We start from the raw sequence: 21,236 nt of genomic DNA, 5'->3' as shown, positions 1-21,236 counted from the left end.
TCCCCGTGTCCTACCCCCACCAACCAATTTTTTCAGCAGACCTTATTTAAGTCCGATAAATCTGCTACCGAAGTGACTAAACAAGGTGGCCACAACAAACATCACAGTAATCTCACTATCCTGCAACCACCGGTCCAACAGATACAAACCAATTTCTTTTAGATTTAGGGGCAGTACAGTAATCTCATTATCCTGCAACCACCGGTCCAACAGATGCAAAGCAATTTCTTTCAGATTTATGGGCAGTAAAGCAGCACCATTCAACAAAGCCCAGTAGATATCTCGCATTGCTCCTGCGTAGGAGGTAGATCTTCAGAAATCTGTGGATAATATTCAAGTATTTCTCTAACACTGTTGGCTACATCTTCCGAGATGACAATGGTAATGATTTCCAGGGCTTCTTCTATACCCGAAGAAATACCTCCTCCTGTAATTCGGTTACCATCTTTCACAAAACGATTATAGCCCTCTGGTATCTTTACTTCCGGAAATTTCCTCAGACAAGGCATAAACTTCCAGTGGGTAGTTGCCTCATATCCATTGAGTAAACCTGCTTTCGCGAGCAAAAGCGACCCAGTACACACCGAGGTTATCCAGCTTGATTTTTGGCTTAATGTCTTGATGTAGTTCAGTAAAGTATTGTCTTGCAAAGTCGCTTCGATGGAAGCAGGTTTGCCTCCCGGTACCCACAGGATATCTACTTCATCTATTTCTTGAAAGCTTTTATCTGGTATAACTCGAAGACCCCCAGGGGAAGTTTCCACAGGTTCAGTGCTCTCGGCAATAAGGTAGGTGGTCATTTTGTGGTCGCTCACTGTTTCCACAAAAGAAAAAGGTTCCTGGGCACTTACTACATCTAATAAATCTACACCAGAATATAATGGAATGCCTACAATAAATTCGCTCATAATCACAATCCTATTTATAATACAATCTAATAATTATAGACAAATAATAAACCTGTTGCAAAAGTTTTAATTAAACCAATTCAATAGATGAAATAAACAATTTAATCTCCCTATTCCCTATTCCCTATTCCCTGACTTCTGCAATAATTCTAATATATAAAAAGTGTTTTCGATAATATTTGGTTGGTGTATAAACCGGATTTAGTATAATATCTACCACCTAACACCTAGTAACCCAATATAATAATACCAACTTCATAAACTTAGGGGTAGTACAGTTTTTTCACAAATCGTTTACTATATTTTTATTTAACTGTATTATTACCAGATTGGTTTATAAAAAAGAAAAAGGTAAAGATTTTTAGGAGATAGCCAATATGAAAACATTAGATATAATTAATATCATACTGTAAGCATTCAGCGGTCAACAATCAGCAATCAGCTATTAATTCACTGCCTTTATAGGAGGAGTTAGTATTGAGAGGTTTAAGAAGAATTCAAAGTATTGAAAAAACAACTAACCTTGACCTTAGGAGTGTATATTCATGATTTATAAAAGAGCTAAAAGCTGAATGCGACCTACCTGAATACTTACATCATACTAATATATTGAAATAATTTTATATTGCTTCAATATTTCAGTTATCAAGTAATAAATAAGATTCAGCAATGTTTTTTAACGATTATAGGAAAAGAACAAAGATATTTTCATACCTAAAAACACTATTCCCTAATCCCTACTCTTTACTCCCTACTCCCTGCTACCTCCTTAAATTAAAATGACTTCAAAATACTCAGACAAAGTAACTACAACAATATCAACAATTTTTTCAGAAAAGCATTCAAAGTATGACGTTAAAACTCAAGCAAAACTGAATAACATTCAAGAACCAATTACTACTGCACCCCCAGAAGTAAAGCAAATTATTGGGCGAGTATTACAACTAGAAAAAGACAGACTTTATAAAAAAACACCCCGGATAAACGATGATATTCTCAAAATTATCAAGGAAGCAGTTCAATGAAATTAATTTCAATTATTTTGTGTAATTTTCGGCAGTTTTACGGCAAAACTCCAGAAATAATTTTGGCATCAGAGAAATGGAGTTTTCTTACTTCTTCCTTCTTCCTTAAATTAAGATGATATTCTCAAAATTATTAAAGAAGCAGTGCAATGAAATTAATCTCAATTATTTTGTGTAATTTTCGGCAGTTTTACGGCAAAACTCCAGAAATAATTTTGGCATCAGAGAAATGGAGTTTTCTTACTTCTTCCTTCTTCCTTAAATTAAGATGATATTCTCAAAATTATTAAAGAAGCAGTGCAATGAAATTAATCTCAATTATCTTGTGTAACTTTCGTCAGTTTTACGGCAAAACGCCAGAAATAATTTTAGCATCAGGCGAAAAAAATACAACAATTATTCATGGCAATAATGGTGCAGGTAAAACTACCATAATGAACGCTTTTACTTGGGTACTTTATGAAAAATTTAGCGCCGCTTTTGTAATAGAAACTCAACTGGTAAATAAACGAGCAATTACAGAAGCAAAACTTGGTAAAGCCATAGCTTGTTGGGTAGAAATTGTATTTGAACATGATAATAAACGGTATCAAGCTAAACGTTTATCACGAGCTTATAGGAATGAAAAAAATGAAATTGAACATGGTAAAAGTGAGTTATATATGCAGATAGCTGGAGATGACGGACGTTGGTCTCCACCCCCAGAACATCCTGATGATATTATTGGTAGAATTTTGCCAGAAAGTTTACATAGATATTTCTTTTTTGACGGAGAAAGAATTGAGTATATTGTTAGAGATGACCGGAAAAGTGAAATAGCAGAAGCAACGAAAGAATTATTAGGAATTGAAGTATTAAATCGTTCTGTTAGACATTTAGGAGAAGCCAAAAAATCCTTAGAAACTGATTTGAGATTAATTGGTAATCCTGAAACTAAAAAACTGCTGAAAGAAAAAAATCAAATTGAACAAGAAATTAACAAATTATCAAAACGCCAAACAGAGATAGAGAAAGAATTACAAAATCATCGAGAAGTGAAGAAAGAAATTAGTAGTCGTTTAGTGGAGTTTAAAGGAGCAGAAGGATTACCTCAACAAAAAGACCAATTAAATCTCCAGGTAGTATCAATCAAAGAACAAATATTACAAGCTTATCAGAGTTTAAAAAGAGCCATATCAACTCGTGGTTATATGGTTTTCTTGTCAGATGCCATAGAAAAATTCCGAGAAATTTTTGGTAATTTAAAAGAAAAAGGTGAGTTACCCATAGGAATTAAAAGACAGTTTGTACAACAATTATTAGAAAAACAACGTTGTATTTGTGGAGCAGAATTAACTATAGATTCTCCAGGGAGAAAATCAGTAGAAAAATGGATGGAAAAAGCCGAAATTGCTGATGTAGAAGAAACCGCAATTAGAATGAGTATACAGATAGATGAAATTGACAAACAAGTAGTAGAGTTTTGGGATGAAGTCGATCGACAACAAGGTAATATCGAAAAATTGCGTCATCAACTTTCACGGGTTGAAAATGAATTAGAGTCAGTTCATAAAAAACTACGAAATTATCCAGACGAAGATATTCAGCAGTTACAAAAACGGTTAGATGAAATAGAAATTAAAGTAGGAAACTTAAACCGAGAAACTGGTTCAAATGCTCTACAGCTAGAAACTTTAAATAAAGAAATTAAAGTCTTAGAAAAACAACTTGATAAACAACAAATGAATGAATTAAAACAAGTTTTAGCCCAAAGGCGAATTGCAGCTACTCAAGATGCTATGAATAGATTGGTAGAAGTCCGAGGGCGTCTAGAAAAACAGTTTAGAATTTCTTTGGAAAAACGAATACAAGAATTATTTTCAGAAATTTCCTTTACCCCTTATATTCCTAAATTGAATGAAAACTATGAATTAACTTTAGTAGAAAATACTGGTGGAGAAGATGCCTTAGTTGCCGCTTCTACAGGAGAAAATCAAATCCTCAGTTTGGCATTTATTGGTAGTATTATTGACGAAGTAAGAATCTGGAGTCAAAAAAACACTTTAATGGGACCCGATAGTAGCACTTTTCCCATAGTAATGGATTCCCCTTTTGGCAGTTTAGATGAAATTTATCGCAGACAAATTGCCAATATTATTCCTCAATTAGCAAATCAATTAGTTGTATTAGTAACTAAAACTCAATGGCGAGGCGAAGTAGCTGAAGAAATGACTGATTATATTGGTAGAGAATACGTACTTTCCTATAATTCTCCAAAATTAGATTGTGAAGAAGATGCTATTCAGTTAAGTGGAGAATCTTATCCTTTAGTAAAACGTAGTCCGAATGAATTTGAATATACAGAAGTACTTGAAGTAGATTATGATTAAACCTCTGGGAAAAGTGTTAATTAAATCAATTCAAGACTATGAAATAGTAAGCATTCAGCTGTCAGCTATCAGCTATCAGCTATGAGTTATGAACTTACTATTACACCGAAAGAGGAATTAGTCTCCAAAAAGAATTAAAACTTATGTTTGCGTAGCATTCCGCAGGAAATAAAAAGGTCATTAGCTAGCTTTAGTAAGTTATTAGATTCAAAAGCTGTTTGCGTAGCATTCCGCAGGAAAAGCTGACAGCTAATAGCTGAATGCTTACATGAAATAAACAATTTCATCTCCCTATTTCCTATTCCCTATTCCCCGACTTCTGCAAGAAGTATTTTCAACTCTAAATAGTAGAATATATAGCAATCAAAGGAAAGGTTAGAATATATCAAAAGTTTAAAACTCAGACAACGCAAGATTGTTCCTTCTTACTTCTTCTTTCTTCCTTCTGCTATAACTATACAGTTTCACAGAAGTCATCCATCAATTGCCTAATTAGGGTTTGCTGAAAAAGTCTTTTAGTAGGGGTAGGAGACAGGAGAAAACCCACCCCTCGCCCCCCAGGAGACAGGAGGAATGGGAATGAGCGAGGAGGTAGGAGCGGGCGTTTTGTCTCTCAATTTTTCTGCCCAACTCTTGACCAAAATCCTGAATTTTTGAACCATTACCACCTAAAACCTCACACTTTTTGATACTTAAAAATGCGCTCAACCTTTATCTGTAAATACTTTTAGATTTAATCAGCAAGCCCTAATTATGAGAAAAACTTTCCTCCGGAAATACTATGCAAACAGCTAGGTAAGATACACTCAAGACAGTCATCCTTTAAAATCCCATGAACACCTAAACTTTGATTGAAAATAATTTCAAATGATTATTTCACGTCATTAGATATGACCGAAAAAATTTTGTCTCAAGGTTCCCTTTTTAAGGGGATAAAAAGAGAATATTCAATATTTAAAGCTTCTTGCTTTCCTACGGAATGTTGCGCAAACAGCTAGAGATACTATTAACGCAGTTCCTCCAGCAGGAGGCTAACTGATAACTGAAATTACATTATTTATGTGAATTAGTATTAGTAATATTAACTCAAGTTTTTAAGTGGAGATATTGTGGAGTAATCTCACCCTTTTTATCTTGCATTTATACATAGCTTATTCCCTGATCGCTGCCCTCCTTTGTGCAGCATGAAAAACGGAAAGTCAGAAATAGGAACTCACCAAGTCAGAAGTTTTTCGTACAATCATTTTCGGTAATAAAATCTCTATTTTTAGACGGATAAATATAGTGACGCTACCCCCGCTACAAATTTTATTTTAGTGGTTAAAAATTAGTGGTGAGTAACAATCTCCCACTAATTTTAACTTCTAACTTTCAGTCCTAATGCTCCGCAAACACACTTCTGATTTTTAACTTCTTGAATATAGCTCCTCGGAAAGAGGTAAAATAGTCAAATGTCAAATAGGAGAGAAATTATGATACATAATATTCAAGATATTGAAGGCATGAATTCTGTATATGCTGAAAAATTAATAGGAGTAGGTATTACTAATGTAACAGAACTATTAGAAAAATGTTCTTCTCTCGCAGGAATAGAAGAATTAGAGCAAGCTACTACCATTGAAAAAAACCTGATTATTCAGTGGGTAAATTTTGCTGATTTATCACAAATTAAAGGAATAGACCGGGAATATTTTTCCCTATTATCAGCTTTGGGAATACATACAATTTCTGAATTAAAAAATCGGTTTCCTGAAACACTCCACTCTCAGATGATGAAGCTTAACCTTCAAAAACAACTCGTGCAACGCTTGCCTAGTTTAAGTCTTGTTAGAAGTTGGGTTGCTCAGGCAACAAATCTTCAAAGAAAAACTGCCCATAACAATGTGCCAACTACTAAATTACCATCAAAAAAATGGTCTATAGATTGGTCTGATTAAGAAAAAAGGTAGTGGTAAACAAATAATAATTTTTGAAGCTTAACTCCCAACAATTAAAGGAATATACTAACTAATATCCTGATATCTTTAGGACTAAGAGAAAAAACAGCAACCCTACAGCTTAAAGTTAAAAAAAATCTAGCGAGAAACCCCACAAATTGTCATTCTGTGAAGCACCAAAAAAATTGCCAAGGTTTTTTGTCTTGCATTGCTCAAATAATTGTGAGAGAATTTAACTATAAGGGTCAACTCGCCTATACACTTGACTTTTTATTCAATCAAGAAAGATCTATGAAATAGTCTGGAGAAATAAAAGACACAAATTTGACATCCTCTCCCGGTAAATCGGAGATGATACCGGGAGTCCTCAAAGCTGCATTTTTGATAGAAGCGATCGCTAATCAAGAAAAATCCCACAAATTGTCATTCTGTGAAGCACCAAAAAAATTGCCAAGGTTTTTTGTCTTGCATTGCTCAAATAATTGTGAGAGAATTTAACTATAAGGGTCAACTCGCCTATGCACTTGACTTTTTATTCAACCAAGAAAGATCTATGAAATAGTCTGGAGAAATAAAAGACAAAAATTTGACATCCTCTCCCGGTAAATCGGAGATGATACCGGGAGTCCTCAAAGCTGCATTTTTGATAGAAGCGATCGCTAATCAAGAAAAATCCCACAAATTGTCATTCTGTGAAGCATCTAAAAAATTGCCAAGGTTTTTTGTCTTGCATTCTCCAAATAATAGTGATACAGTTGTTGTATTAGGATCTATTCGTACCTAAGCATGACTTTTTATTCAACAAAAAAAATGTATTTCACATAAATATAAATTTTTATTCGTTTTCAATTAGAAGGAATTTAAATAGCTCTCCTATGAGAAATCCAGCTATTTAATTGTCATTTTGTCAAAAAACATCAGACTTTTTAAACACTAGAAAATGTTGTTGTGGTAAAAAATCATCAGTCTCTTGCCAAACCAAACCCACAGCATTCATTTCTTTTTTCACCTGTTTCTCAGTCATCTTGTGCAAACCCTTAATCATAATCATCGGATTTTCACCCCGATATTCCAATAAAATAACCCGCCCACCAGACTTCAAAGCAGCAACTATTCCCAACATCATTTCTCGCGGATATTCAAACTCGTGGTAAGCATCAACTAACAAAGCAATATCAACAGTAGAAGGAGACAACTTAGGATTATCTACATCCCCTAAAACCGTCTCAATATTAGTAATATTTTCCTCATTTTTAACAAAATTAATTAATTCCAACATCTCCGGTTGTATATCTACCGCAATTACCTTACCTTGAGGAATCAAAGGACTAATTCTAAAAGTAAAATAACCAGTACCAGCACCAATATCTGCCACAACATCTGTAGATTTTAAATCAAGACGATCAATAGCATTTTGAGGATTTTCTCTATAACTTCTGCTAGGTCTTTCTAACCAAACAGCACCTTCATGACCCATAACTTTAGCTATTTCTCGACCTAGATAAAATTTCCCAATACCTTCCGGATTATGGATAGTTTTATATTGATAAACTCCATCTGAACTAGCAACCACATTAGCTTTTATAGAACAAGCATTTAAGAGTAGACTTAGAATAGATATAAATAAAATTATGCCTACATTTTTCAAATAGTTGATGAACAATTTATTCATAATTAACTAGGATTAAATAACTAGAATAATCTTATCATATTCCACCAAATTAGTAAGTAAAGCCAAAGCAAAATTTAGTTATAACTACTTTCCTTATCCTCGCCTTATATATCTGCAATCCTCTTATTTTCAAGGAGAGGTAATAATTAATAATTAATAACTAATTATTAATTGTTGAACGTATTGGTATATATTTTAAGTTGAGATACAGTAGTTTATATAAATTCAAGCAATCAATAACAATTAGTTGGTAAAATAATACAATTATGCCTCAAGAATATAATAAATTAGTACGCGATCACATTCCCGAAATTATCCGTAAAAGTGGTTTAGAGTGTGAAACGATCACTCTCTCAGAAGTAGAATATCGCCAAGCATTACGAGAAAAACTTATTGAAGAAGCTCAAGAAGCAGCAACAGCAAGTAACGGTGAATTAGCCATAGAAATAGCCGACTTATTAGAAGTAGTAGATGCTTTACTCAAAATTTATGGCATTTCTCATAATCAAATTACACTCGAACGAGACCGAAAACGCGCAACTAAAGGAGATTTTGATCAAAAAATCATGTTATTGTGGACAAAAGAAAATACTACTAAATAATTAATAATTAATAATTAATAATTAATAATTAACAATTAACAATTATTTTCAAGGAGAGGATTGAGGCTTGAGGAAATTTTTTTCTTGTTTCTCCTTTAAAGAAGAGACTTTAAATCTTAATTATTCGGTAAAAACTTTATAGCTTAAATCTATAATTTTGAAAATTTCACACATCTCAAACAGATGAATATATTTAATTTTTAGTGATGAATAGAATAAGAATTGCCAGAGATAAAGCAGATTTAGTCAAAGCTTTAACCGAGTCAGAAGAAAAAACAGGTCCTTTTAAAACTTATGCTGATGTAATGGTATTTGCCGCATCTTTAGCCATTAAAAAAAACCACCGAGTTCCACTAACAGAAATTTCTCCAAGAGAACCAGGTCCAATTAGTATTGAAGTATTTTGGTCTAGGGGATATGACAGTATTATTAAATTAATCGCGATCGCCGACACAAAAGATAAACAAATTCTCTCTCCAACAAATGAAGAAATAGAAGAAAATTACATTAAAATATTTGAAGAGTATGCCAATGGAGGGTTAGAAATATTACGAGATGAAATGCGGGGTGCAGTAGATTATTCAGAACGACTTTTATTAGTCTTAATTTCCCAGAGATATCAAAAACCTCAGACAGAAGCAGAATTTGATTTAACTAAATTTTTGAAATAAATAAAAAAGTTCAAAAATCAACAATTAACAGTTACACCAATGTGATGTGAGGTGGCACAGAATTATGAAATTTATTAACTTGTCTATCTCGATCTACAGTCAACCCCAATCAAAATATTATTCTATGCAACTTAGAAATGAATTTGGTATTAAAAATTACCTATTTTTCAAAAGAAAATGTAATGGCAATCTCACAAAAAAACTTGTTCCCTTCTGTATTCTACCCTCTGTCTCTAACTCGCAAACCAAACTTAGACCCTATCATCACAATAATTTTTAACATCTATACTATCTATCTAGCTACTTAATATTAATATTATCTTTTCTCAACCCGAATTCTTATCAAATCAAATAACTCTTCTTTGACTTTTAAATTTTGACTTTTGACTTATAGTCTAGGTGCGCCCATACAGGTATGATTGACGATATTGAGCATCAATGAAGGGAACGCAAATTAAAGAATCATGCGAATTTTATTTGTGGCAGCTGAAGTAACTCCTTTAGCCAAAGTTGGTGGTATGGCCGATGTAGTTGGAGCCTTACCCAAAGTGCTACGGGCCATGGGTCACGATGTCCGTATCTTTATGCCTTACTATGGCTTTCTAGGCGACAAAATGGAAATTCCAGAAGAACCAATCTGGGAAGGAAGCGCCATGTATCAAAGCTTTAGTATTTATGAGACAGTACTACCAAAAAGCGACGTGCCATTGTACCTATTTGGTCATCCTGCTTTTTGGCCACGTCGTATCTACTACGGAGATGACGAAGACTGGAGGTTTACTCTATTTGCCAATGGAGCAGCTGAGTTTTGCTGGAATGGCTGGAAACCAGATATTATTCATTGCAATGACTGGCACACAGGCATGATTCCAGTTTGGATGCATGAAACCCCAGATATTAAAACCGTATTTACTATTCATAACCTAGCTTATCAAGGACCTTGGCGCTGGTTATTAGAAAGAATTACTTGGTGTCCCTGGTATATGGAGGGACATAATACAATGGCTGCAGCAATACAGTTTGCCGACCGGGTCACTACTGTTTCTCCTACTTATGCAGGTCAGATCCAAACACCAGCTTATGGCGAACGCCTAGATGGTTTAATGTCTTTTATTAGCGGTAAGTTAACAGGTATTCTTAATGGTATTGACCTGAACTTTTATAATCCAGCTAATGACAGATACATTGCTCAAACTTATACTATCGATACCTTAGAAAAACGTGATGCTAATAAAGTTGCTCTCCAAGAAGAGGTAGGTTTTGAAGTTAATAAAAACACCTTTTTAGTAGGAATGGTCTCCCGACTGGTAGATCAAAAAGGACTTGATTTAATGCTGCAAGTATTGGATCGGTTTATGGCTTACACCGATAGTCAGTTTATATTGTTAGGCACTGGCGATCGCTTCTATGAAACCCAAATGTGGCAGATAGCTACTCGTTACCCTGGTCGTATGAGTGTCCAACTTTTATATAATGATGCCCTATCTCGCCGGATCTATGCAGGTACTGATGGTTTTTTAATGCCTAGTAGGTTTGAGCCTTGTGGTATTAGTCAATTGTTGGCCATGCGTTATGGTAGTGTACCAATTGTGCGTCGCACAGGAGGGTTAGTTGATACAGTATCTTTCCATGACCCAGTTAACAATGCTGGTACTGGCTATTGTTTCGATCGCTATGAACCACTAGACTTCTTTACAGCAATGGTTAGAGCTTGTGAAGCTTTCCGCTTTAAAGATCAATGGCAAGAGTTACAAAAACGTGGCATGAGAGAAAACTTTAGTTGGGACAAATCAGCTAAGGAGTATATTAAAATGTACAAATCAATACTTGGCTTACCTGAGGAAGAAACAACAACAGAGAAGGAGCCTGAATTAGTTTAGTAAAACCTAATTTTTAGAATAGGAATTGAGGTAAAACACCCAATTCCTTATTTCTTGATTATAGAAAGCTTGTACTGAAATGTATCAGTTGTCAGCTTTTTTATTTCCCCGAACGTCTTGCTTTTAAAGCTAGTTAATTTACTAAATTAACATCAAAAATGCTTTTTTTTAAGTAAATAAATCTAGCGGTAAATGACCATAAGTTCCATTAACTCCTGTATCTTCAGCAGATTGACAAGATACTAATACCCCTCTATATTCTCCGGTATAGGATTCAAGATGATATGACTCTTTTATCCCATTAAATTTTATATAAATTGAACCTTCAATTTTTCTACAATTAGAGTCATCAATTAGGGTGGTATTATATCCTAATGCCCCTAGATAGCTTTCTAAAGCAGATAAAGCCTCAGTAGTTGATTCGGCACAAATTCCCAACATTTGATAGTCAGACAAATTAGCTAATAGCAAAATTGCTGCTTGAGTAATAGCTTTTTCCTCTGGTGATTCTACTAACTTAATGTTTTGGCAGGTAAATTTATGGAGGATTTTTTCAGCTTGAGCAATGGTAAGATTCTGAATATTTTGAGTAGACATATAATACTGCAAATTGTATGACGATAAGATTTGTAATATTGGTGGGATAACAGGAGTTTTATAAAAATTATACAATTTTAAATAACTCAACTAAGTACAGTTAATGAATGACAGCCTAATATTACCGAATTATTAATTATTAATTATTAAATAATTCTGGTTTAAAGCCGACCCTTTTAAGGGGAAAAAAGCGGTTGAGGGATGGCGAGGTCCCCTCGCCATATCCAATCAACCAAGAGAAGAAATAATATCTCCTGATATTCAATTCCGTAACGGTTAAAACCCGAGGTAATTATCCATTATCCATTATCCATTATCCATTAATGAAATCTATCATATTGTCCATATTGTCCAAGGTAGAAAATTGATAATAGTTAACTGAGAATCAGAAAACATAATAATGTACTTCACCTGTATTGATGAAAAATACTATAGAAGACCAGCCTATTTTGATGCTTCTTACTCTCCAACCCCTTAAATAATTAGCTATCTCAAGAGATCGGGGTTAATACTTACTTTTGAACTTTCATGTAATAATTGACAGGAAGCTTTAACATGAGTTATCATCACTCCTGATAGAGTATAGCTATTTTAGATAAAATATGAACATTAATTACATATCAAGAGAATTAACCCTTAGTATTTAGATAACTAACATTTGTTCAAAGCCTATAACTATAACTATTTAGGACAGTTATATTATTTAAAGAAAAGCATTGTATGGAACAATATTTTTTATGATGAACTACAAGTGTAGTCAAATTTATTATTGTATGGATAAACTAGAAAAATTTGCCATCTATAAAATAAAATAAAAAAAAGAATTTATGACTATATTCACAGGTCTTGAATTTGATCAGGACTTTTGAAATTTATCCATTAAACTAACTCCTCCTATTTTTATTAAAAAATATCACACAAACAAAATCTCTAAATTAGGGATATATAATGAAATTGCTCAAGAACTAATTGCTAAATCAAGTAAAGAATCCTTAGATCAAAGAAATAAAATTAGAATAGAAGTAGTAAAATCAGGAAATAAATCATCAGTGAAAGTATCATTAGTTGTTAGTGATTTATCAAGTAGTGGTGTGGGTAGATGGGGAGGCGCAGTTCGTCCTTTCTTATTATCTCAAGCATTGAAAAAACTACAAGTAGATGTAGAAATTGTTGGCTTTATTAGTGGAGAAAAACAACAATTAGCAACTAATCAGGAAAATTCTATTATCGCTATAGATAGCCAAAACTACTATCCCAAATTTTTATTATCAGCCAAACAACTTCTAGATAAAATAACAGGAGATATAATTTACGCCTACAAATTAAAACCTACCAGCCTAGGTTTATCTCTAGTAAGAAAAATGCAAACCCATCGCCCAGTATTTTTGGATATTGACGATTGGGAGTTAAGCTGGCATGGAGGGGATAATTGGAAATATCATCCCAGTATTAAACAATTAGCTAGAGATATTTTGAAACCAGAAGGAGCATTACGACAACCAGACCATCCCTTTTATTTAAAATGGATAGAAAGTTTCGTCTCCAAAGCAGACAGGGTAACTCTACACAATCAATTTCTCAAAAAACGCTTTGGTGGTACTTATTTACCAAATGGAAAAGACACAACTTTATTTGACCCCACCAAGTACGATCCAGAGGTAAGCAGAACTCGTTATGGTTTGAGCGATTATAAAATTTTAATGTTTCCAGGGGCACCACGACCTTATAAAGGTGTAGAAGACGTGTTAATAGCCCTAGAAAATATCAATCAACCAGATTTAAGATTGGTAATTGTTGGAGGTAGTCCTTATGATGATTATGACCGTCAACTAATGGAAAGATGGGGAAATTGGATAATTAAAATGCCAAAATATCCACCTACAGTTATGCCAGAAATTGTAGCGGCTGCCCATATAATAGTAGTCCCCCAGAGAGATACTCCAGAAGCCCAAGCACAATTTCCATTAAAACTAACTGATGGCATGGCAATGGCCAAACCAATTATTGCCACAAAAGTAGGGGATATACCAGAAATTGTAGGCGATACTGGCTATTTAGTCAATCCTAGTTCTCCTGAACAAATTGCAGCACAAATTGAATTAATATTTAACGACTTAGCCACAGCAAATACCAAAGGCATGAAAGCCAGAGAAAGATGTATTAAATATTATAGTATTGATGCTATGGCAAGTATTTTATCAGAGTTAATCAAAATTTAGCTAGAAGGTATTAAGAGTAGTAAAAATTGAGGCGCAATACAACTAGGCTATTCAGACAAAAGGAAAATATAAATGTCTACAAAAGAATTTATTTTAAGATTTATTCGGCGTTATCCTTTCCACATAATAGGAAATATTATATTAGGTTTTGCCGGAGGATTATTTAATGGAGTTAATACAGCCCTAATAGTACCAATACTACTGCAAATTTCTGGGCAAGAAATTGAACTGAAGGGTTCTCCACCGATAATTCAGTTTTTATTATCTCCTTTTGACGGAGTTCCAGAAAAGTATCGTCTTGTGGTGATGCTTTTAGCAGTGATATTAACTATTATTCTGAAAAATTTAACCACATATTTAAAAAATTTGTTGTCAGTAGCTTTTACTCGTAGCCTCACAAATAGTATTAAATCGGAAATGTTCCAAACATTAATGGACAGCGATTTAGACTTCTTCACAAAAGTAAAAGTAGGAGATTTAACGAAACGTTTAGGCTCAGATACAGCTCAATGCACGCAAACAATTAATGCTTATATTAATATAGTAACTCAATCAATAACTATTTTATTATTTGTCAGCATACTAATTTCTATCTCTTGGCAACTTACTTTAATTTCTACTCTATTGGTAACTTTAATAGCAGGTATTAATCAATTATTTATCCGTCGTTCAAAGAAATTTGGGTCTTTGTTGAACCGGGAACAAAAAACTTATGCCATCAAAGTAATTGAAACTCTTAGTGGTATCCGTTTAATTAAATCAGTAAGTAGCGAAAATAGAGAATATAAACAGTTAAGAAAATTAATGCTGTCCTTAGAAGATATAGCGCTGAGAGCAAAAATGAATTCAGCGTTAATCGCACCAGTTAATGAGGTTACCAGCATAATTACGGTAATCAGTATTTTATTATTAGGTAGAACTTTATTTGCCGATCAAATGGCAAACGTTTCTGCTATCCTACTTACTTATCTTTTAGTTCTGTTTCGCTCACTACCAATGATATCAGGAATTAATGGTACCCGTAATCAAATTGCCAAAGGGTCTGCTAGTTTTAATATGGCTTTAGACTTATGGAGAAGAGATAATAAACCAATTATGAAACCTGGTTCCATACCCTTTCAAAAAGTTAGGAGGAAAATTCATTTTAATAAAATTTCTTTCTCTTATCCAGGTAATAGTAATTTAGTTCTCAAAAATGTTGATGTATCTGTACCTAAAGGTAAAACTTTAGCATTAGTGGGAGGTTCGGGAGCAGGTAAGTCAACATTTGCCGACCTACTACCAAGATTTTATGACCCTATCTCTGGTTCCATTACTATAGATGGCATTGACTTGCGTGAGTTCGATATTACCAGCCTCAGAAGAAAAACTGGTATTGTTAGTCAAACTACTCATTTATTCAACGACACAGTTAGAAATAATATTTTTTATGCTTGTCCTGATGCCACAGAAGATGAAATGATTCAAGCGGCCAAACAAGCTAATGCTTATGATTTTATTATGGAATTGCCAAAGCAATGGGAGACCGAAATAGGCGATCGGGGTGTTATGCTTTCTGGGGGTCAACGTCAACGCTTGGCTATTGCTAGAGCATTATTGCAAGATCCAGAAATATTAATCTTAGACGAGGCCACCAGTGCCCTTGATACTGTTTCTGAACGTTTGGTGCAGGAGGCCATCGATAAATTAAGTCGAGACCGAACAGTTTTAGTTATTGCCCACCGTCTCTCAACAATTCAAAATGCAGATCAAATAGCTGTTTTAGAGCGTGGAGAGTTAGTGGAAATTGGCACTCATTTGGAACTTCTAGAAAAAGAAGATGGTTACTATCGCCGTCTATATTCTATACAGTTTGGCGACCAATCTAAGGCAGATAGTTATATTGACCACCAACTTTTGACTAAAGCTTCTTATGAAGCTCGTGGTTCTCTCAATCAAATTATTGGTTCTTTGAGACTATTAGCTGATGAAATAGTTGATACACCCGAAGAACAGACAGAACTTACTGAGGAAGCTTTTCAGTCAGCAATTTCTCTGTTAAGAACCTTAGAAATATTTGAAAATCAAATGGTAAACAAGAAGAAAGTTTAACGCTCAAAGTTTGATCGGCTCAGTTATGATTATTATAAATAATCCGGAAAAGAAGCAGTAGGAAGTAGGGGAGTAGTTTTTTCACCAATTATTTAGTATGACTATATTCTAAAAATACCTATGTAAGTATTTCCTGCGGAATGCTTACATAGCAAGAATAGAAAATATTTTATTATGATTATGTTTATCATTCCTATAGTTTTGTTGGTTCTTGGAATTATATGCTTATTCATCGCTTTTAATCCTCAAGCTCAAAGTAATTTAAATTATATACAAATTTAGTTATATTAGCGGGAATTATATTGATAGCTATTGGTGTTGTTTTATTATTAATTGTATTATTAATTGGTTGAATTTTAAATTTTATCTAAATTAATATTTGGGTTTAAAATCAATAGAAATTAGTGTGATTTTAAAGCAACATATTTAAGTTAAAATCAAATTACTTACCTAAACAGGGTTTGCTGATTAATTCTCGCGCGTATTGATAAATAAAGGGATTAGCCTTTTTGGAGCGAAAAAAAGTGCCTGCTTTTCGGTGCAAAAAGCTAAAAAAGCTAGTATCTTGAGTTGACTATGGTAGAAAAATCAAGGGACAAAACTTAGCTCCTACCTCTTCGCTCATTCCCATTTCTCCTGTCTCCTGTCTCCTGTCTCCTGTCTTCCTATCCTCACCCATAAGACTTTTTCAGCAAGCCCTCAATAGGGTTTGCTGATTAAATCTAAAAGCACTGACATATAAAAGTTTTAGCCTTTTTGGAGCGAAAAAAAGTGGCAACCTTTCAGCTTGAGTTGCCAAAAAGTTAGAACTTTGAGCAGACAAGCACAGTACAGATACAGGTAAAATTATTCCTCACACTTTCTCTGTCTTTTTCAGCAAACCCTAGAATATGGAACAAAAAAGTAATAATTTATTATTTGCAAATTTAGAAAATTATCTCCAACAACAACAGTGGCAATGTGCTAATGAAGAAACGGAACAAATACTCTTGAAAATATCAGAAGATGGTTTGGAAACAGACTTTATAGACCCAAATGATATTGAAAAAATGTCTGTAGAAAATTTAAAAACTCTCGATCAATTGTGGTTAAAATATAGTAATAATCATTTCGGTTTTTCTATACACAAGGAAATAATATGTTTTGATCGCCTGAATCAAGAAAATTTTAATTGGACTCCTGCTATTATAAACAAATTAGGTGATAATGTAGGCTGGCGAAAAGAAGGAGTTTGGCTTAATTATCCATCTCAATATACTTTTAATATTCATGCACCATTGGGTCATCTTCCAACTTTTTGGGCTATTGATACTTTTATATATCCTGAAACTTGTGGAGGATATTTTATAATAACATCTAATGTTTATTTTACTCTTTTATCTAAGATTTAAAACATGGAGATTAACTGATACTATATTCTCAAAAATAACGGGATATTTAAACTAATATACCTCTGGCAAAAGTAAAAGTAAAAAAAAATTCGGACATTTTTCTCGAAAATGTCTTACCGAATAATTAAGGTTTAAAACTTCTCCTTTCAAGGAGGAACAAGCGGTCTAGGGATGGCGAGGTCTCGGAGCCATATCCAATGACTAAGAGAAGAAAAAATTTTTATGATTAGTCAATTCTTTTCTTTTCAAGGAGAGGTAATAATTAATAATTAATTGTTGAACTATTTCCTATTCCCCCCTTCAGCAATAAGTCTAATATTTAAGTGCTTTGACGAGGTTTAGAGTAGCACTCCCATTTTTCAAATATCCATTCTTGCAAAATAGGATTGACTAATTCAGGTGCTTCATCTTGAGGACAATGACCAACACCAGGTAAAGAAATAAACTTTTCTACTGTTTCAAACTTGGCAAAGGAATTTGCCAATTCAATATTTTCCCAGGGGTCTTCCTCTCCCCATAAAATGAGAGCCTGACATGGTAATATTGGCAATAAATCTTCTGGTAAAGGTCCTTGGGAATAACCAGTAAAAGCTACAAAAACATCAACTGCTCCCTCATCTTTTGCTGGTGTTAAAAGTATATCTATTAATTCATCAGTAACAGCTTCGGAACGTTTATAAGCTTGCAACAATACTCGCCTGACTGTTTTCTTTGTTGCTAACTGATTAAAAAATATTTGACTTATCCACTTGACTTTTAGCAATTTTTGTACTAAGTATGCCCCCTGACTACGATACCAAGGAAGAGTAGACCGTTTCCGTTCGTGCAAAAGTCGCAAAGAACAATTGATAATTCCTATACCCAAAGCAATATCTGGATAATCAACTGCGGCCTGCATCACCGCAATACAACCAACAGAATTTCCGACAAGAAAAGCAGGGGTGCCAACTATTTCTCTACAGAAATCAGCAATTTGTTGACTCCAAGTTTCAAATGTATAGGTAACATCTTTGCTTGGAGTTGGTTTAGCTGAAGCACCAAAACCAAGTAAGTCAATAGCATAACAGCGACAATTGGTAGCTAGTACAGGGATATTTTTGCGCCAGTGTCCCCAGGAAGCACCAAAACCATGTACTAATACTACAGAAGGGCCTTTTTCTCCTTGGCTTTGGTAGCAAATAGGCCAACCTCGCCATATCCAAGTTTTAGCGGTAGTCATCAGATTTAAGATGTATTTATCATTAAGTTTGATTATTTTACCTGAATTTACCTTGAGGAATTTTCTGTAGTTTGCGATCTAATAATAATTTTCATCTTAAACCTTCAGGACTTACGCATTTTTCCGACAAAACGCTATATATACCATAGTGCTATAGTTTTTATCTACTATATATAGTACCTTTGCGTAATTCCTGACCTTGAAAAAATGAGTAATTTATCTCAATAATTATCTTCTAAATTAGATTCATTATTTGATTATTTTACCTGAATTTACCTTGAGGAATTTTCTGTAGTTTGCGAGCTAATAATAATTTTCATCTTAAACCTTCAGGACTTACGCATTTTTCCGACAAAAACGCTATATATACCATAGTGCTATAGTTTTTATCTACTATATATAGTACCTTTGCGTAATTCCTGACCTTGAAAAAATGAGTAATTTATCTCAATAATTATCTTCTAAATTAGATTCATTATTTGTTGATATATATAGCGTTTCTCAAGTTACTGAGGTACAGTTGTTTTTTTTATTTTCTATTACCTATTTCCCGAATTATACCATTTATGAATAGTAATGCTATGTTTGATTAGCATCTCCCTATCTCACCATTACAAATAAAAGATATATAGCAAGCTTTTTGAGATTTGGTATTACTACTCCCTACTCCCTAAAACAAACAAATTTTGTATCTCACACTTCTTGGGAATTCCTGTAGCAATCATTAGTTGTGTAGAAAATATCTACAGCATTAATAAATAGTAGGAATAGTTTTAGAGCTTTTATATAAAATAAATTTTTATATTAGCATTGTGATTTTTATACTTACACTTTTACTTTGTTGTCAAGTATAATTACCATTAATCATTAATATGAAAAACTTTATAATATGCTAAACTTAAAATTTACAATAACCATAACCATTAAAATTTTGCTAAATTTTAAATCATTCAACTCTAGAATACTAAAATATTAAAGATGTCAGCAATTTACCCTACATCAAATATACCATTTATAGGTTCGGAAATTGAACCAGATTACACCACTGCCAAAGTAGCAATTTTACCAATTCCTTATGAAGCAACTACCACTTATAGAAGGGGTTGTGTTAATGGTCCATCAGCACTATTAGATGCGTCTCAACAGTTAGAATGTTATGACGAAGAATTAGACCGAGAAACTGGTTTAGAAGTTGGTATATATACCCACGAATCCATAGCAGATACTGGTAATGGAAAAAAAATATTACCATTGGATATGCTAAAAGTAACCCAAGAAACAGTAGAAAAATTAGTGAATGATGGAAAATTTGTCATTGCTATAGGTGGGGAGCATAGCATTACAAATGGGATTGTTAAAGCTTATCAAAAAATATATTTGGATGAAAAATTTACAGTAATTCAAATAGATGCTCATGGGGATTTACGTTATGAATATGAAGGTTCAATATATAACCATGCCTGCGTAATGCGACGGATAATTGAAATGAAATTGCCAACAATACAAATCGGTATTCGGGCAATTTGCAAAGAAGAAGCAGATTTAATCAAAGAGAAAAATCTCACAGTTTTTCGTGCAAGAGAAATAGCTATTCAGCCAGATTGGATAGAGAGAGCGATCGCTAGTATTCAGACTCAACGAGTTTTTTTAACAATAGATTTAGATGGAATTGACCCAACATTAATTCCTGGAGTTGGTACGCCAGAACCGGGCGGACTAAATTGGTATTCTTTAACTGCATTTTTGCGGAAATTATTTGAATTACACGAAGTAATAGGTTGTGACATTATGGAGCTAGCTCCAGTCACTGATTCTGTAGTATCTGAGTTTACAGCAGCTAAATTAGTCTATAAACTTATTGGATATCAAGCATTAGCTCAAGGGTGGTAAAAATATGGGATATTATAGAAAAATATTTGTTCTAAGTAAGGGAATTTTTTACAGGTAATAGAGATATGAGTTCGACAGAAATGACAGGAACAGAAATTGATAATTATGCTCCAGATTTTGAATTGCCAGGAGTAGATGGTGAGGTTCATCATTTAGCAAGATATTTGGAAACTTTTAAAGTAGTTTGTGTGATATTTTTGAGCAATCAATGCCCAGAAGTAGATTTATACATTGAACGCATTAAGCAACTACAAAAATATTTTCAAAACCAAGGAGTAATCATAATTGGAATGAATGCTAATGATGCGATGATTTCTCCCACAGATAGTTTTGAAAAAATGAAAGAATTTGCAGCAAATAATCAACTAAATTTTCCCTATATTCGGGATGTAACTCAAGATGTAGCAGAAAGCTTTGGGGTTGACAAAACACCCGAGGCTTTTTTATTGGATCGGGAAGGTAAGTTACGATATCGTGGCCTAATAGACGATAATGTTAATCAGCCAGAAGCAGTAAAAATTGCTTATCTACATCAGGCAATTTCCCAACTTCTTGAAGATGAAGAAGTAAGCAAATCTTACACAGAAGTCATTGGTTGCTCCATTAAATGGCGTTGTTCAACAATGAATAATGAATAATTAATAATTAATAATTACCTCTCCTTCAAAAGAAGAGGATTGACTAATCATGAAAGTTTTTTCTCTCTTGGTCGATTGGATATGGCCCCGAGACCTCGCCATCCCAGCCTACGGGAAAGCTGCGCTA

18 protein-coding genes are annotated in these 21,236 nt (G+C 33.7%); 13 read left to right on the top strand and 5 right to left on the bottom strand.

Going from position 1 to position 21,236, the window contains the following annotated elements:
* Positions 1 to 42: 42 nt before the first annotated feature.
* Both F6K15_RS25240 and F6K15_RS25235 read right to left on the bottom strand, forming a co-directional pair.
* Positions 43 to 288 (bottom strand): hypothetical protein, encoded by a 246-nt coding sequence (locus F6K15_RS25240; protein ID WP_293065955.1) that lies wholly within the window; start codon positions 286 to 288, stop codon positions 43 to 45.
* Entirely contained in the window at positions 261 to 908 is a 648-nt protein-coding gene (locus F6K15_RS25235) for a DJ-1/PfpI family protein (RefSeq protein ID WP_293065953.1), read from the bottom strand. Before F6K15_RS25235 ends, F6K15_RS25240 begins: the two co-directional genes overlap by 28 nt.
* Before the next feature lie 779 nt (positions 909 to 1,687).
* Here F6K15_RS25235 and F6K15_RS25230 point away from each other — a divergent pair.
* The 5 genes from F6K15_RS25230 (at position 1,688) to F6K15_RS25210 (ending at position 7,023) form a co-directional block, all read left to right on the top strand.
* A complete protein-coding gene (locus F6K15_RS25230; protein ID WP_293065951.1) occupies positions 1,688 to 1,933 on the top strand; it encodes a hypothetical protein in 246 nt (81 codons plus the stop codon).
* Positions 1,934 to 2,235: 302 nt separating this feature from the next.
* Complete coding sequence (locus F6K15_RS25225) at positions 2,236 to 4,302, top strand: AAA family ATPase (RefSeq protein WP_293065948.1); 2,067 nt, start codon at positions 2,236 to 2,238, stop codon at positions 4,300 to 4,302.
* A 1,472-nt stretch (positions 4,303 to 5,774) separates the two neighbouring features.
* Positions 5,775 to 6,239, top strand: a complete 465-nt coding sequence (locus tag F6K15_RS25220) for a DUF4332 domain-containing protein (RefSeq protein ID WP_287276795.1) — start codon at positions 5,775 to 5,777, stop codon at positions 6,237 to 6,239.
* Positions 6,240 to 6,563: 324 nt separating this feature from the next.
* Complete coding sequence (locus F6K15_RS25215; RefSeq protein ID WP_293065942.1) at positions 6,564 to 6,737, top strand: hypothetical protein; 174 nt, start codon at positions 6,564 to 6,566, stop codon at positions 6,735 to 6,737.
* Between the two features lie 88 nt (positions 6,738 to 6,825).
* Positions 6,826 to 7,023, top strand: coding sequence for a hypothetical protein (locus F6K15_RS25210; protein WP_293065940.1), 198 nt, complete (start codon positions 6,826 to 6,828; stop codon positions 7,021 to 7,023).
* A gap of 123 nt (positions 7,024 to 7,146) precedes the next feature.
* Here F6K15_RS25210 and F6K15_RS25205 read toward each other — a convergent pair whose 3' ends face one another.
* Positions 7,147 to 7,911 (bottom strand): class I SAM-dependent methyltransferase, encoded by a 765-nt coding sequence (locus F6K15_RS25205; RefSeq protein WP_293065938.1) that lies wholly within the window; start codon positions 7,909 to 7,911, stop codon positions 7,147 to 7,149.
* Positions 7,912 to 8,177: 266 nt separating this feature from the next.
* Here F6K15_RS25205 and F6K15_RS25200 point away from each other — a divergent pair, with 266 nt between their 5' ends.
* The 3 genes from F6K15_RS25200 to glgA all read left to right on the top strand — a co-directional run bounded on the left by F6K15_RS25200 (position 8,178) and on the right by glgA (position 11,064).
* Entirely contained in the window at positions 8,178 to 8,513 is a 336-nt protein-coding gene (locus F6K15_RS25200; RefSeq protein ID WP_293065935.1) for a nucleoside triphosphate pyrophosphohydrolase, read from the top strand.
* Between the two features lie 206 nt (positions 8,514 to 8,719).
* On the top strand, positions 8,720 to 9,184 hold the full coding sequence (locus tag F6K15_RS25195) for a DNA phosphorothioation-associated protein 4 (protein ID WP_293065932.1): 465 nt from the start codon (positions 8,720 to 8,722) through the stop codon (positions 9,182 to 9,184).
* 464 nt (positions 9,185 to 9,648) lie between these two features.
* Entirely contained in the window at positions 9,649 to 11,064 is a 1,416-nt protein-coding gene (glgA, locus tag F6K15_RS25190) for a glycogen synthase GlgA (protein ID WP_293065929.1), read from the top strand.
* 168 nt (positions 11,065 to 11,232) lie between these two features.
* On the opposite strand, the gene F6K15_RS25185 is transcribed toward glgA, so the two are convergent.
* Positions 11,233 to 11,661: a DUF1824 family protein gene (locus F6K15_RS25185; RefSeq protein ID WP_293065926.1), complete on the bottom strand. Its 429-nt coding sequence runs from the start codon at positions 11,659 to 11,661 to the stop codon at positions 11,233 to 11,235.
* Between the two features lie 1,049 nt (positions 11,662 to 12,710).
* On the opposite strand from F6K15_RS25185, the gene F6K15_RS25180 reads away from it, so the two are divergent.
* The 3 genes from F6K15_RS25180 (at position 12,711) to F6K15_RS25170 (ending at position 17,362) form a co-directional block, all read left to right on the top strand.
* Positions 12,711 to 13,880 (top strand): glycosyltransferase family 4 protein, encoded by a 1,170-nt coding sequence (locus tag F6K15_RS25180; RefSeq protein WP_293065923.1) that lies wholly within the window; start codon positions 12,711 to 12,713, stop codon positions 13,878 to 13,880.
* Positions 13,881 to 13,952: 72 nt separating this feature from the next.
* Positions 13,953 to 15,971 (top strand): ABC transporter ATP-binding protein, encoded by a 2,019-nt coding sequence (locus tag F6K15_RS25175; protein WP_293065920.1) that lies wholly within the window; start codon positions 13,953 to 13,955, stop codon positions 15,969 to 15,971.
* An 890-nt stretch (positions 15,972 to 16,861) separates the two neighbouring features.
* Positions 16,862 to 17,362, top strand: a complete 501-nt coding sequence (locus F6K15_RS25170; RefSeq protein WP_293065917.1) for a GUN4 domain-containing protein — start codon at positions 16,862 to 16,864, stop codon at positions 17,360 to 17,362.
* Positions 17,363 to 17,681: 319 nt separating this feature from the next.
* On the opposite strand, the gene F6K15_RS25165 is transcribed toward F6K15_RS25170, so the two are convergent.
* Positions 17,682 to 18,581, bottom strand: a complete 900-nt coding sequence (locus F6K15_RS25165) for an alpha/beta fold hydrolase (RefSeq protein ID WP_293065914.1) — start codon at positions 18,579 to 18,581, stop codon at positions 17,682 to 17,684.
* A gap of 978 nt (positions 18,582 to 19,559) precedes the next feature.
* Here F6K15_RS25165 and speB point away from each other — a divergent pair.
* On the top strand, positions 19,560 to 20,471 hold the full coding sequence (speB, locus tag F6K15_RS25160; RefSeq protein WP_293065911.1) for an agmatinase: 912 nt from the start codon (positions 19,560 to 19,562) through the stop codon (positions 20,469 to 20,471).
* An 80-nt stretch (positions 20,472 to 20,551) separates the two neighbouring features.
* On the top strand, positions 20,552 to 21,109 hold the full coding sequence (locus F6K15_RS25155) for a thioredoxin family protein (protein ID WP_293066026.1): 558 nt from the start codon (positions 20,552 to 20,554) through the stop codon (positions 21,107 to 21,109).
* Positions 21,110 to 21,236 lie beyond the last annotated feature (127 nt).

The sequence above is a fragment of the Okeania sp. SIO2B3 genome (assembly GCF_010672525.1).
GTDB lineage: Bacteria > Cyanobacteriota > Cyanobacteriia > Cyanobacteriales > Microcoleaceae > Okeania.
The sequence above is the reverse complement of the archived record's forward strand: the minus strand, read 5'-3'. Positions and strand labels throughout refer to the sequence as shown.